Raw genomic sequence first — 12,902 nt, forward strand, 5'->3', positions numbered from 1 at the left:
GTCGTGCGTCTCTCCTCAGACACCACCGCAGCCGTCCACCACTCGGGAGGAACCATCGTGATCCAGGTCCGTTCGCTCGTCGCAGCAGCAGCAGCCGCGCTCGCCGCCGCCACCACCACCCTCGGGGTGTCACCGGCGACCACCGCGACCGCCGCGCCGCCCACCCCCGGCGAGGGCTGGTACCTGACGACGATCGAGCACGGCAGGCCCGGCCCGTACGGCATCGTGGCGGACCGCCAGCGGCTGGTCCTGGTGTCGCCCGACGGTCATCGCACCCGGCTGCTCGACCAGCCGGCGCGCAAGGCCGGCCGGCTCGTGGACTGGTCGCCCGACGGCTCGGTCGCTCTCCTGGTGTCGCAGGACGAGAAGCACCCGCAGGCGACCCGGGTCGACGTCACGACCGGGGACACCACGGTCCTGCCGCTCCCGACCGACGTCGCCGACGTGGTGCTGGCCCCGGACGGAGACGGCGTGCTGGCCGTCGCCTACCAGGACGAGCACTCCGACCAGGCGCCGCTGTCGGAGATCACCTGGGACGGCACCCGCACCACGATCTCCGACGACGTCGACGGACCGGTGCTGCCGTCGCCGAACGGCGACAGCCTGGTGACCCACGGCGCGAGCTGGCACGCGAAGGTGATCCGCGTGCTCTCGACGAGCGAGGGCACGGTCCTGCAGAAGGTGAGGACGCCCACGCACTGCCTGCCCGTGCGCTGGTGGGACGACCAGCGGGTGCTGGTCGACTGCTCGGCGAAGAAGGGCACCACGACGCTCTCCCTGGTCGACGTCCACGCCGGCACCGTGACCCCGCTGACCGGGCGCACCGACCCCCAGCCCGAGGACCTCGGCCACCTCGACGCGCGCCGCATCGACAGCGGGCTCTACGTCCAGGTCGCCGGCCCGTGCGGCTACGTCTACCTCGGCCGCCAGCACCACGGCCGGGTCACCCAGGTCCGGGTCCCGGGGGCGGTCGGCAACGTGCTGCTGATCGACGGCAGCGGCAGCCGGCTCACGCTGGAGCACGCGATCAGCTGCGACGGCGCGACACCGCGCTCGGCCCTGACCCGGTTCGACCCGGTCACGAAGAAGGAGCGCACCCTCGTGCTGCTCCCGAAGCGCGAGGCCTTCGGCACCGTGCTTCCGTACGGCGAGCGCCGGGCCACCGGCTTCTGATCAGCCGCCCTGTCCTAATGTGTCGGTCGACAGGTAGCGAGAGTCACCGACACGAGGAGCCAGACCGATGGGTCGTTTTGACGGGCGAGTAGCAGTCGTCACCGGAGCAGCACGAGGCATCGGGTTCGGCATCGCCACCCGCTTCGCCGAGGAGGGCGCGTCCGTCGCGATCCTCGACCTCGACGAGGCTTCCGCTGCCGAGGCCGCCGCGAAGCTCCCTCTGGTCGACGGCGCCAAGGCGATCGGCGTCGGCTGCGACGTCAGCAACACCGAGGCCGGCGAGTCCGCCGTGGAGCGGGTCGTCGCCGAGCTCGGCGGGATCCACATCCTGGTCAACAACGCCGGCGTCACCCGCGACAACCTGCTCTTCAAGATGACCGACGACGACTGGGACATGGTCATGAACGTCCACCTGCGTGGCGCGTTCGTGATGACCCGGGCCGCCCAGAAGCACTTCGTCGCGCAGAAGTACGGCAAGATCGTCAACCTCTCGAGCGTCTCCGCGCTCGGCAACCGCGGTCAGGCCAACTACTCGGCCGCCAAGATGGGCATCCAGGGCTTCACCCGGACCCTCGGCATCGAGCTCGGCCGCTACGGCATCAACGCCAACGCGATCGCGCCCGGCTTCATCGCCACCGAGATGACCGACGCCACCGCAGCCCGGCTGGGCGTCGCCGTCGACGACTTCCGTGCGGCCGCTGCCGAGCAGAACCCCGTCAAGCGCGTCGGCTACCCCGAGGACATCGCGGCCGCCGCGGCGTTCCTGTGCAGCGACGAGGCGTCGTACATCACCGGACAGACGCTGTACGTCGACGGCGGAGCCAAGCTCGTCTCCTAGCCGTTCACCCGCTGTCCGGGCGCGCCTCCCCACGGGGTACGGTCGCGCCTGCACACTTGAAGTCGACCATGTCACATGAGTTTCACGAACGGAGCGTTCTCGTGCGCCGTGCCCACCTGACCACTGCCCTTCTCGCGGCGGCGAGCCTGGTTCTCGTCGGCTGTGGCGGATCCGACAAGCCGGCGGACGACGAGTCCCCGGCGGCCCAGCAGGTCGCCGGCTCCGACGAGGTCGCCTCGACCTGGCCACTCACCGGTCTGCCGGTCACCGGCGACGAGAGTGCGTCGACGACCCACCCGGTCCTCGTCACCAAGATGGACAACACCGAGTCGAGCTCGCCGCAGATCGGGCTGGGCTCGGCCGACATGGTCGTCGAGGAGCTGGTCGAGGGCGGGCTGACCCGCCTCGCGGCGTTCTACTACTCCGACCTGCCCACGCGGGTCGGGCCGGTGCGGTCGATGCGCGCGAGCGACGTCGGCATCGTGTCGCCGGTCGACGCCTCGGTCGTGACCAGCGGTGCGGCGTCGAAGACCATCGCGATCATCAAGGGCGCGGGCATCAAGTACTACCCCGAGGGCTCGGCCGGCATCTCGCGCGACACCACGCGCAGCGCGCCGTACAACGTCTTCGCCGACCTCACGACGATCGCGAAGACGGCGGAGACCGACGAGGCGCGACCGGCCGACTACCTGCCGTGGGGCTCCGAGGGCGACTTCCCCGGCGGCCAGGCCGCGAAGACGATCGCTGCGTCCTTCGGTGGCGGCCACACCACCAACTGGACCTACGACGGCAAGGGCTACGTCAACGAGAACACGTACGCCGACCAGGGTGACGAGTTCCCGGCCGACTCGGTGCTGGTGCTGCGGGTCCAGGTCGGCGACGCCGGCTACCTCGACCCCGCCGGCAACCCGGTGCCCGAGACCAAGCTGACCGGAAAGGGCCAGGCGATGCTCTTCCACGACGGCAAGGTCGTCCGGGGGACCTGGACCAAGTCCTCGCTCAGCGCCCCGATCAAGCTCTCGACGGTCGGCGGCGACCTGACGGTCCCCGCTGGTCACACCTGGATCGAGCTGGTGCCGGCCGCCAACGGGAACGTCACCTTCACGAAGTAGGTGCGTCCGGCACGCCGGTGACACCCGGCACCAGGTCGGTGCCGCTCTCGGCGAGCGCCTGGAAGCCGGCGAGGATGAACCCGATCGCGGTCTCGACGTTGGCCGCGGCCACGATCGGGTCCTCGGCACTCGAGACCGACTCGCCGGCCGACGACATCGCGCCGAAGAAGATCCGCGCGAAGGTCTGCTGCAGGGCCTCGTCGAGTTCCCACTGGCCTGCGGCGAGCACGGACCGGACGATGTCGAGGACGTTGGCGAACGTCGAGCGCTCCTCCTGCTCCCGGTAGCGCTCGTAGCCCAGCACCGACGGCCCTTCCTGGATCACGATCCGGCGGTAGCGCGCCTCCTGGACCACGGAGAGGAAGGCGCGGAGCCCGGCGGTGGCCTTCTCCCACGGGTCCTTGTGACCCTTGAGCGCCTTCTGGATGGCGCGCGACGCGTCGTGCTCGACCCGCTCGAAGACCGCCTCGAAGAGCGCCTGCTTGCCGCTGAAGTGGTGGTAGAGCGCACCCTTGGTGACCCGCGCGCCGGCGACGATCGAGTCGAGCGAGGTCGCGGCGTAGCCGTTCTCCGTGAAGAGCTCCTCGGCGACGTCGACCAGCGCCCGCTTGGTGGAGGCGGAGTACTGCTGGCGGCGGCTCGCGCCGGGCACGCCGGGGACCTTGGGCACCAGCTTCGAGACCGAGGACTTGCTCATAGTTCCGGCAGCCTAATACCGACCGTCGGTACGGGTGACTCGGATCACCGCGGGGGCAGTTGCATACCGTCGGTACGGCGGCATACCGTGAGTACGTACTTGCGGTATGCAAGTCCTCCCCGAAGGAGAAAACCATGACCTGGAAGTCCTTCCACAGCCGCGGAGAGATCCTCCGCGACGTGATCACGAGTGCGAACCGCCGCCGCGACGGGCTCCTCCCGATGGACGTCGACGGCGTGGCCGAGACGTTCGGCGACGAGCTCACGCTCCTCGGCGCCCTCCAGCTGCGCTGGCACACCCGACTCGCCGGCCGCATCGAGCGGGAGCTGATGCGCCAGCCGATGGAGCTCGAGGACGCCGTGGTCGCCGCCTGGCACGCCACTGCCGAGGAGCTGCCGGGTGTGCGGGCGATCGTCGACCGCCAGCGCGCCGAGCCGGCCGATGCGGCCATCGCCGAGGCGATGGCCAAGTCCGCCGCCAAGGAGCAGATCCTGCTCGCCATGATGTCCGGTCGCGTCAGCGCGCCGGGCCCGGACGCCGTCCGCGTGGGTGCGGAGATCGAGCGCCGCGCACGGGCGTCGTACGTCGCGACGCCGATCGTCGACGAGCCGACCAGCCGCGACAGCCTGCTCGAGCGGCTCAAGGCGGTCCTCGCCGCCTGACCCGCCCCACCAGACCAGACAGCCCCGGCGTCGACACCTCCCTCCCTCCCACGTCGCCGCCGGGGCTGTCGTCCGTCCCTGGCCACTGGCCGCCGTCGGAGAACGCGGTGGGAGATGATGGAGCCATGAGCGAGGCGCGAGCGGGCATGCTGCTCGTGGCGACGCCTGCGCTGGTGGACCCCAACTTCGCCGACAGCGTCGTGCTCCTCCTCGACGTCGACGCCGAGGGCGCGCTCGGCGTCGTCCTCAACCGGCCGTCCGGGGTGCCGGTGGGCGAGGTCCTCGACGCCTGGTCCCACGTCGTGGACGAGCCGGACGTGCTCTTCCAGGGCGGCCCGGTCGGCGCCGACGGTGCGCTCGCGGTCGCGCTCCTCCGCGATCCCGAGGTCGTCCCGGTCGGGTTCAGGCCGATCGACGGGCGGCTCGGGCTGGTCGACCTCGACGCCCCGGTCGAGCTGCTCGCGGGCAGCCTCTCCGCGCTGCGGATCTTCGCCGGCTACGCCGGCTGGGGAGCCGAGCAGCTCGCGGGCGAGATCGCCGAGGGGAGCTGGTACGTCGTGCCCGGCGCAGCCCCCGACGTGTTCCGGGCCGACACCGCCGAGCTGTGGCGCGATGTGCTGCGCCGCCAGCCCGGGGAGCTCGCCTGGAACTCCACGCGGCCGATGGATCCCGAGCTGAACTAGGGCTGGTGCGCGCTACCCCCGCAGCAGGTGGTCGCGGGTCAGGAAGTCGCGACGTAGGTCGTCGGGCAGTCCGTCGTACGGCGAGGTCTGGGTGCGGTGCAGGGCGATCGCCTGCTCGCGGACGGCGAGGTGGGCCGTGGTGTCCAGGACGATCGCGATCAGGTCGTCGGGTGTGCCGAGATCCGCGTAGGCAAGGTGAGCCATCTCGGGCCGGACGTCGATCATGTGAGCGACCCATCGTGACATCAGGCTGCGTGGCAGTGCCTGGAGGTATGCCGGGACGCTGCGCTCGACGGCGACCGTGACCGCGGCGTCCCGCATCCGGGCGTGGTCGCGGTGGCCGTCCGCGGCGTCCAGGCTGATGACGACGTCGGGGTCGACCTCGGCAGCGACCGCGCGGAGGGCGTCGGTCGCGGCGGCCGGGTCGGCGGCGCAGAGCGAGTTCGGCGGCGGGGTGCCGTCCATGCCGGAGTCGAGGAAGTCGAGGACCACCAGCCGCGACACCCCGAGCAGGTCGGCCGCCTGGCTCAGCTCCTCGGCCCGGGCCTCGCCGAGCGATCGGCCGCCCAGGTCGACGCCGGGGGTGAGCTCGCCGGCTTCTCCGCGGGTCGCGCACACGACCGTCGTCTCCCAGCCCCGGCTCGCAGCCTCCAGCAGCAGCGACCCGCATCCGAAGGTCTCGTCGTCGGGGTGGGCCACCGCGAGGAGGAGGCGGGGCGGTTCGTGTCGGCTGCTCGCGTCCGGGAACATGCGAGGAGTAGATACTGCCAATGACAGTATGTCAAGATGCGCCATGACCACCACCAGCTACGCACTGCTCGGGCTCCTTGCGGTGCGCCCGTGGACGACGTACGAGCTCGCCCAGCAGGTGCGTCGCAGTCTCAACTGGTTCTGGCCCCGCGCGGAGCGCCGGCTCTACGACGAGCCGAAGCGGCTCGTGGCGGAGGGCTACGCGACGGCTCACGAGGAGTTCACCGGACGCCGCAAGCGCACGGTCTACGAGATCACCCCGGCGGGACGCCTGGCGCTCGCGGCCTGGCTCCGTGAGGAGTCGTCGCCGCCGATCTGGGAGTCCGAGGCGATGGTGAAGGTGTTCTTCGCGGACGCGGGCGACCTCGATGCACTGCACGGCACGCTCGACCAGATGGCGGCGGCGGCGCGCTCGAACCTGGCCGAGCTGACCGAGATGGGAGCAGCCGAGCCGCTCTTCCCGGAGCGCCGCCACATCAGCGTGATCACGATGCGACTGCGGGTGCAGCAGGAGCAGATGACGATCGATTGGGTCACCTGGGCGAAGGCGGAGGTGGAGCGGTGGCGGGCCACCGACGACCCTGGCGTGACGTACTCTTGACCCCGTGACCACCATCGGATTCTCGACCGACACCGACGTCCTGGAGGACCGGCGTACCGTCCCGACCGACGAGGGTGACCACGAGCGGTTCTCCCACTACGTGGAGAAGGACAAGCTCACCGAGGCCATGGTGATGGGCACTCCCGTCGTCGCCCTCTGCGGCAAGGTCTGGGTGCCGAGCCGGGCGCCCGAGAAGTTCCCGGTCTGCCCGGAGTGCAAGGAAGTCTGGGAGTCCCTCAACGACGAGTCGGGCGCCGGCGAGTGACGGGTCGGCCCGAGGCCGACCCCCAGCCGAACGCGCTGACGCCTGCCTGGCCGGAGCGCGCCGCCTGGGGTACGGCGCCGTCGCTGCGTGCGTGGCAGACCGCGGCCATGCGGCAGTACTTCGACGGTCTCCCGCGTGACTTCCTCGCGGTCGCGACGCCGGGCGCCGGCAAGACGACCTTCGCGCTGTCGGTCGCGGCCGAGCTGATCGGGCGCCGGCTCGTCGACCGGATCACGATCGTCGCGCCGACCGAGCACCTCAAGCTGCAGTGGGCCGAGGCCGCAGCGCGGGCGGGCATCCCGATCGACCCGACGTACTCCGCGGGCAAGGGCAAGACCTCGCAGGACTTCGTCGGCATCGCCGTCACGTACGCCGGGGTCGCGGTCAACCCGCTCGCCATGCGGATCCGCACCGAGCGCTTCAAGACCCTGGTCATCCTCGACGAGGTGCACCACGCCGGCGACGCCCTGTCGTGGGGCGAGGGCGTCCGCGAGGCCTTCGAGCCGGCGGCCCGCCGGCTGGCGCTGACCGGCACGCCGTTCCGCTCGGACATCAACCCGATCCCGTTCGTCACCTACGCGCCCGGTGGCGACGGGGTGCCGCGGTCGGTGGCCGACTACTCGTACGGCTACTCCCACGCCCTGGCCGACCACGTCGTCCGGCCGGTGCTGTTCATGGCCTACTCCGGCGAGATGCAGTGGCGCACCCGCGCCGGCGACGAGATCGCCGCGCGCCTCGGCGAGCCGCTGACCAAGGACCTGACCAACCAGGCGCTGCGGACGGCGCTGGACCCCAAGGGTTCGTGGATGCCGTCGGTGCTGACCGCGGCGGACATGCGCCTCGACGAGGTGCGCCGACACGTCCCGGACGCCGGCGGGCTGGTCATCGCCACCGACCAGGACTCCGCGCGCGCCTACGCAAAGCTGCTGCGCCAGATCTCGGGCGAGGCCGCGGTCGTCGTGCTGTCGGACGAGAAGGCGGCCTCGAAGAAGATCACGGAGTTCAGCGAGGGCGACCAGCGCTGGATGGTCGCCGTGCGGATGGTCTCGGAGGGGGTCGACGTCCCGCGCCTCGCCGTCGGTGTCTACGCGACCACGACCTCGACGCCGCTCTTCTTCGCCCAGGCCGTGGGTCGCTTCGTGCGCGCCCGCAACCGCGGCGAGACGGCGACCGTCTTCCTGCCGTCGGTGCCGCACCTGCTCGGCCACGCGTCCGAGATGGAGATCGAGCGCGACCACGTGCTCGGCCGCAAGATCAACGACGAGGGCGACATCTTCGCCGCCGAGAACGACCTGCTCGCCCAGGCCAACGCCGGCGAGGGCGCCTCCGACGAGCTCGACATGTCCTTCGAGGCCCTGGGCTCCGAAGCCCGCTTCGACCGGGTGCTCTTCGACGGCGGCGAGTTCGGCCACGCCGGCGAGGTGCACGTCGGGTCGGAGGAGGAGATGGACTTCCTCGGCATCCCCGGGCTGCTCGAACCGTCGCAGATGCGCGAGCTGCTCCAGCAGCGCCAGACCGACCGGGCCAAGAAGCAGAAGGCCGCAGCCGACCCCGAACCCGACTCGGTGGCCGAGGTGTCGACGTACGAGCAGCTGGCCGTGCTGCGCCGCGAGCTCAACGGACTGGTGGCTGCGTGGTACCACCGCACCGGCCAGGCCCACGGCATCACCCACGCCGCGCTGCGCAAGGAGTGCGGGGGGCCGGCGGCCGCGGTCGCGACAGCCGAGCAGCTGCACGCGCGCATCGACCGCGTGCGCGAGTGGGCGACCCGCAAGTCGTCCTAGGGCACGGCTCCCTATCCATCCCTAGACTCGGCTCGTGCCGTCCGAGACCTCGCAGACCCTCGATCGCGGGCTCCGGGTCCTCGACGTGCTGGCCGCGTCTCCCGACGGGCTGACCGTCACCGAGCTCGCGGCCCGGCTCGACGTCAACCGGACGATCGTGCACCGGCTGGTCAGCACCCTCGAGCAGCACGCGCTCGTACGCCGGGACCCGCGTGGCCGCCTGCGCCTCGGGCTCGGCGTCCTGCGGCTCGGCTCCTCGGTCCAGCCGGTGCTGCGCGACGTCGCAGTGCCCGTGCTCCGCGAGCTGGCCGACGAGGTCGGCTGCACCGCGCACCTCACCGTCGCCGAGGGCGACGACGCGCTGGCGCTGGCCGTGGTCGAGCCGACCTGGACCGCCTTCCACGTGAGCTACCGGGTCGGCTCGCGCCACCCGCTCGCCCAGGGAGCCGCCGGCAAGGCGATCCTGATCGGGCGGGCGAACGACCCCACGCCGTACGCCGTGACGGCGGGGGAGCTGCAGGCCGGCGCCCGGGGGCTGGCCGCCCCGGTGCGGGGCGTGCCCGGTCTCGAGGCCAGCGTGGGCATCGTGACCCTGGATCCCGACATCGACCGCGCGACCATCGGGCCGGCCGTCGAGCGCGCCGCCGCCGAGATCGCCGAGCGCCTCGGCTGACCGGACGGCCTAGCCGCAGTCCCCGGTGCAGCCGGGGTCGTCGATCGCGGTGACGACCGCGCGCGCCGCGTCGCCCAGCACCGCCAGCTGAGCGGCGTCGAGCGTGTCGACGACCAGGCGGCGCACCTCGCGGACGTGACTGGGCGCGGCGTCCTCGAGCTTGGCGCGGCCGGCCGGGGTCAGGTGCGCCGCCGTACGCCGTCCGGCCTCGACGCAGGCCCGTCGCTCGACCCAGCCGGCGTTCTCCAGGCGGGAGACCGCGTGGGAGAGCCGGGAGGGGGAGCCCTGGGACATGCCGGCGAGGTCGCTCATCGGCAGCGCCTCGTGCTCGGCCTCGGAGAGGGCGGCGAGCACGTGGTACTCGAACATGTTCAGCCCGGTGTCGCGCTTGAGCTGGGCGTCGAGTGCCGCCGGCAGCGTCATCACCAGTGCGACGACCGACCGCCAGTCACGCAGCTGGTCGTCGTCCAGCCAGAGGTCGTCGGTCACGTCACCAGCGTACTGACTTGAACATTCAAGTCGAGGGGTTTACCGTGGAGTTGAACATTCAAATCCAACTCCGGGAGATTCCAGTGACCCTGCTCCGCATCGACGCCACCATCCAGGGGCCGGCCTCGGCCAGCTCGTCGCTCGCCGACCTCGTGCTCGACGAGTTCCGGATCGTCCGCCCCGACGTGCCCGTCGTCAGCCGCCACCTGGCGGCTGAGCCGTTGCCTGCCGACGCGTGGGCGACGGCGATCAGCGGCTACTTCAGCCCCGAGGACCAGCGCACCCCCGAGCAGGCCGCCGCCCTCGACCTCGCGGCGAGCCTGGCGCAGGAGCTGCGCGACGCCGATGCAGCCGTGCTCGCTCTGCCGCTCTACAACTTCGGTGTCTCGCAGCACGTCAAGACCTGGATCGACCTCGCCTTCGCCGGTGCACCGAACGGGACGCGGCTCCTCGAGGGGACGCCGGTCGTCCTGGTCGTGACCAGGGGTGGGGCGTACGGCGAGGGGACTCCCCGTGAGGGCTGGGACCACGGCACCGACTTCGTGCGCCGGATCCTCGTCGACGTCTGGGGCGCCGATCTCACCGTGATCGAGCGGGAGTTCACGCTCGTCGGCGTCAACCCGGCGCTGGACGAGTTCACCGAGCTCGCCGCGCTGATGAAGAAGGAGGCCGAGGAGGCCGCCGTCGTCGCCGGCCGGGAGCTCGCTAGCCGCTGAGCCCGGCGCGCGCGAGCGGCCGGACCCGGTAGGGGACCTGGGTCGCGAGCGCGATGACCGTCGAGGAGCGCACGATCGCCGGGGTCTCGAGGACTCGGTCGATGACGCGCTGGAGGTCGGTGTTGGAGCGGGCCACGACCCGCGCCCACATGTCGCCGGCCCCGGTGATCGTGTGCACCTCGAGCACCTCGGGGATCTCGGCCAGGTGGGTGCCGACCGTGTCGTGCCCGCCCTGGCTGGTCTCCTGGCGGATCTCGAGGGTCAGGAACGCGGTCACCGGGTAGCCCAGGGCCTCGGGGGAGAGGTCCGGCCCCCAGCCCGTGATCACCCCGGTCGCGGCGAGCTTGTCGAGCCGGGCCTGCGCCGTGCCCCGCGCGATGCCGAGCCGCCGTGACGCCTCCAGCACGCCGATGCGTGGGTCGTCGGCGAAGAGATCGATCAATCTGCCGTCGAGCTCGTCCATGATCGCCTCCGGGAGTGGACAGGTTGTGCAGCGTTTCCGCACACGATTGCACAGTCTGCGCTGTCCCGGCAGGGTTCGCTCCATGACGACGACCCACCACGCCCTCACCGCCGACGAGCTCAAGGCCGACCTCACGCTCGAGCAGCTCCAGCAGCTGGTCGGGCTGGTGGAGTACGACGAGGAGGGCGACGTCTTCCCGGTCACCGGGTGGGACGCGATCGTCTTCGTGGTCGGCAACGCGACCCAGGCCGCTCACTACTACCAGTCCGCGTGGGGCATGGAGCTCGTCGCCTACTCCGGTCCGGAGAACGGCAACCGCGACCACAAGTCCTTCGTGCTGCGGTCCGGCTCCATCAAGTTCGTGCTCAACGGTGCGGTCGACCCCGACAGCCCGCTGGCCGACCACCACCGCCGCCACGGCGACGGGGTCGTCGACATCGCCCTCGAGGTGCCCGACGTCGACAAGTGCATCGCCCAGGCCCGCAAGGCCGGCGCCACGGTCGTCCGCGAGCCCGAGGACGTCACCGACGAGCACGGCACGGTCCGGATCGCCTCGATCGCGACGTACGGCGAGACCGTCCACACGCTCGTCGACCGTGCGCGGTACGACGGTCCCTACCTGCCCGGCTACGTCGCGCAGACGTCGACCATCCAGCACAAGCCCGGCCAGCCGAAGCGGCTCTTCCAGGCCCTCGACCACATCGTCGGCAACGTCGAGCTCGGCCACATGGACGAGTGGGTCGAGTTCTACAACAAGGTCATGGGCTTCACGAACATGGCGGAGTTCATCGGCGACGACATCGCCACCGACTACTCCGCGCTGATGAGCAAGGTCGTCGCGAACGGCAACCACCGGGTGAAGTTCCCGCTCAACGAGCCGGCGATCGCGAAGAAGAAGTCGCAGATCGACGAGTACCTCGAGTTCTACCGCGGCGCCGGCGCCCAGCACCTCGCGGTCGCGACCAACGACATCCTGGCCTCGGTCGACGCGCTGCGCGCCAACGGCGTGGAGTTCCTGGCGACGCCCGACTCCTACTACGAGGACCCCGAGCTGCGCGCCCGCATCGGCAACGTCCGCGTCCCGATCGAGGAGCTGCAGAAGCGCGCGATCCTGGTCGACCGCGACGAGGACGGCTACCTGCTGCAGATCTTCACCAAGCCGCTCGGCGACAGGCCGACCGTCTTCTTCGAGCTGATCGAGCGGCACGGCTCGCTCGGCTTCGGCAAGGGCAACTTCAAGGCGCTCTTCGAGGCGATCGAGCGCGAGCAGGACGCCCGCGGCAATCTCTAGCTTGCGATGAACCGGGCGTCGACGGTCGCGGAGACCGCGATGTCCTCCGGCGTGAAGGCGAGTCCTTCGCCGCCGCCGGCCGAGGCGGCCCGGGCGTACATCGCGGGGCCGCCGCCGGCGCCGTGGGTCTGCTCGCCGAGCATGCCGGGGTCGGCGATCGCGATGCAGCGCAGGCCGGTGAGGTCGAGCGCGTCGGCGTACGCCTCGGCCTTGGCGCGCGCCTCCGCGACGGCCCGGGTGCGGACGGTCGCGATCGCGTCCAGCTTGGTCTGCTCGGTCAGCGCCCACTCGACGCCGTCGATGCGTACGCCGGGGTAGGTGGCCGCCCGCTCGACCCAGCCCGCCAGGTCGTCGAAGTCGCGGAACTTCGCCCGGGTCCGGGTCTGCGCGTGGTGCACCAGCGGCAGCTGCTCACCCTTGTTGTTGAACGGCCGGTTGGCCCACACCTGGATCCGGTCGGTGGCGTACCACGTGACCGGTCCCTGGGCCGGGTCGTGCCGCGCCGCGATCCCGCCCACCAGCGCGGTCGTGCCCTGCGTCGTCCGGGTGACGACCGCCGCCCGGTCGGGACCCTCGAAGCCGACGACGACCGTCACGGTCGCGCGCTCCGCAGGATGGAACTGGTCGTAGGTCCCCTGGACGGTGATCACGGTCTCGGCCATGTCGATGATTGTGCCCACCGGGACCCAGGCGAGCGCTAGCGTG

At 71.4% G+C, this 12,902-nt stretch carries 16 protein-coding genes; 11 read left to right on the forward strand and 5 right to left on the reverse strand.

The window, feature by feature from the left end; translation table 11 throughout:
* Window positions 1-3 precede the first annotated feature (3 nt).
* From ABLE68_RS13930 to ABLE68_RS13940, 3 genes are all read left to right on the forward strand, one after another.
* Window positions 4-1,173, forward strand: coding sequence for a TolB-like translocation protein (locus ABLE68_RS13930; RefSeq protein ID WP_348872105.1), 1,170 nt, complete (start codon window positions 4-6; stop codon window positions 1,171-1,173).
* Between the two features lie 67 nt (window positions 1,174-1,240).
* A complete protein-coding gene (locus tag ABLE68_RS13935) occupies window positions 1,241-2,011 on the forward strand; it encodes an SDR family NAD(P)-dependent oxidoreductase (protein WP_348872107.1) in 771 nt (256 codons plus the stop codon).
* 101 nt (window positions 2,012-2,112) lie between these two features.
* Window positions 2,113-3,123 (forward strand): DUF3048 domain-containing protein, encoded by a 1,011-nt coding sequence (locus ABLE68_RS13940; RefSeq protein WP_348872108.1) that lies wholly within the window; start codon window positions 2,113-2,115, stop codon window positions 3,121-3,123.
* Here the strand turns inward: ABLE68_RS13940 and ABLE68_RS13945 are convergent.
* Window positions 3,113-3,820, reverse strand: a complete 708-nt coding sequence (locus ABLE68_RS13945) for a TetR/AcrR family transcriptional regulator (RefSeq protein ID WP_348872109.1) — start codon at window positions 3,818-3,820, stop codon at window positions 3,113-3,115. The genes ABLE68_RS13940 and ABLE68_RS13945 overlap by 11 nt on opposite strands.
* 134 nt (window positions 3,821-3,954) lie before the next feature.
* Between ABLE68_RS13945 and ABLE68_RS13950 the strand changes: the two genes are divergently transcribed.
* Complete coding sequence (locus ABLE68_RS13950) at window positions 3,955-4,482, forward strand: hypothetical protein (protein WP_348872111.1); 528 nt, start codon at window positions 3,955-3,957, stop codon at window positions 4,480-4,482.
* Between the two features lie 125 nt (window positions 4,483-4,607).
* Window positions 4,608-5,165 carry a YqgE/AlgH family protein gene (locus tag ABLE68_RS13955; protein WP_348872112.1) on the forward strand — a complete coding sequence of 186 codons (558 nt, stop codon included), beginning with the start codon at window positions 4,608-4,610 and terminating at the stop codon, window positions 5,163-5,165.
* 12 nt (window positions 5,166-5,177) lie between these two features.
* Here ABLE68_RS13955 and ABLE68_RS13960 read toward each other — a convergent pair whose 3' ends face one another.
* Window positions 5,178-5,915, reverse strand: a complete 738-nt coding sequence (locus ABLE68_RS13960) for a PIG-L deacetylase family protein (RefSeq protein WP_348872113.1) — start codon at window positions 5,913-5,915, stop codon at window positions 5,178-5,180.
* A 43-nt stretch (window positions 5,916-5,958) separates the two neighbouring features.
* On the opposite strand from ABLE68_RS13960, the gene ABLE68_RS13965 reads away from it, so the two are divergent.
* From ABLE68_RS13965 to ABLE68_RS13980, 4 genes are read left to right on the forward strand one after another with little or no spacing between them, the layout of a single operon-like run.
* Window positions 5,959-6,516: a PadR family transcriptional regulator gene (locus ABLE68_RS13965; protein WP_348872114.1), complete on the forward strand. Its 558-nt coding sequence runs from the start codon at window positions 5,959-5,961 to the stop codon at window positions 6,514-6,516.
* Window positions 6,517-6,529: 13 nt separating this feature from the next.
* Complete coding sequence (locus tag ABLE68_RS13970; protein WP_348873278.1) at window positions 6,530-6,781, forward strand: DUF3039 domain-containing protein; 252 nt, start codon at window positions 6,530-6,532, stop codon at window positions 6,779-6,781.
* A complete protein-coding gene (locus tag ABLE68_RS13975; protein WP_348872116.1) occupies window positions 6,778-8,565 on the forward strand; it encodes a DEAD/DEAH box helicase in 1,788 nt (595 codons plus the stop codon). The genes ABLE68_RS13970 and ABLE68_RS13975 overlap by 4 nt, the downstream gene beginning before the upstream one ends.
* A gap of 34 nt (window positions 8,566-8,599) precedes the next feature.
* Complete coding sequence (locus ABLE68_RS13980; RefSeq protein ID WP_348872118.1) at window positions 8,600-9,238, forward strand: IclR family transcriptional regulator; 639 nt, start codon at window positions 8,600-8,602, stop codon at window positions 9,236-9,238.
* Between the two features lie 9 nt (window positions 9,239-9,247).
* On the opposite strand, the gene ABLE68_RS13985 is transcribed toward ABLE68_RS13980, so the two are convergent.
* Window positions 9,248-9,727 (reverse strand): MarR family winged helix-turn-helix transcriptional regulator, encoded by a 480-nt coding sequence (locus tag ABLE68_RS13985; protein ID WP_348872119.1) that lies wholly within the window; start codon window positions 9,725-9,727, stop codon window positions 9,248-9,250.
* An 83-nt stretch (window positions 9,728-9,810) separates the two neighbouring features.
* Between ABLE68_RS13985 and ABLE68_RS13990 the strand changes: the two genes are divergently transcribed.
* Complete coding sequence (locus tag ABLE68_RS13990) at window positions 9,811-10,443, forward strand: FMN-dependent NADH-azoreductase (RefSeq protein WP_348872120.1); 633 nt, start codon at window positions 9,811-9,813, stop codon at window positions 10,441-10,443.
* On the opposite strand, the gene ABLE68_RS13995 is transcribed toward ABLE68_RS13990, so the two are convergent.
* Entirely contained in the window at window positions 10,433-10,906 is a 474-nt protein-coding gene (locus tag ABLE68_RS13995; protein ID WP_348872121.1) for an Lrp/AsnC family transcriptional regulator, read from the reverse strand. The two genes, ABLE68_RS13990 and ABLE68_RS13995, sit on opposite strands and share 11 nt — an antisense overlap.
* An 82-nt stretch (window positions 10,907-10,988) precedes the next feature.
* Between ABLE68_RS13995 and hppD the strand changes: the two genes are divergently transcribed.
* Entirely contained in the window at window positions 10,989-12,197 is a 1,209-nt protein-coding gene (hppD, locus tag ABLE68_RS14000) for a 4-hydroxyphenylpyruvate dioxygenase (protein WP_348872123.1), read from the forward strand.
* On the opposite strand, the gene ABLE68_RS14005 is transcribed toward hppD, so the two are convergent.
* Complete coding sequence (locus ABLE68_RS14005) at window positions 12,194-12,859, reverse strand: SIMPL domain-containing protein (RefSeq protein ID WP_348872124.1); 666 nt, start codon at window positions 12,857-12,859, stop codon at window positions 12,194-12,196. The two genes, hppD and ABLE68_RS14005, sit on opposite strands and share 4 nt — an antisense overlap.
* Window positions 12,860-12,902 lie beyond the last annotated feature (43 nt).

The sequence above is a fragment of the Nocardioides pollutisoli genome (assembly GCF_040045055.1).
Lineage (GTDB): Bacteria > Actinomycetota > Actinomycetes > Propionibacteriales > Nocardioidaceae > Nocardioides > Nocardioides tweenelious.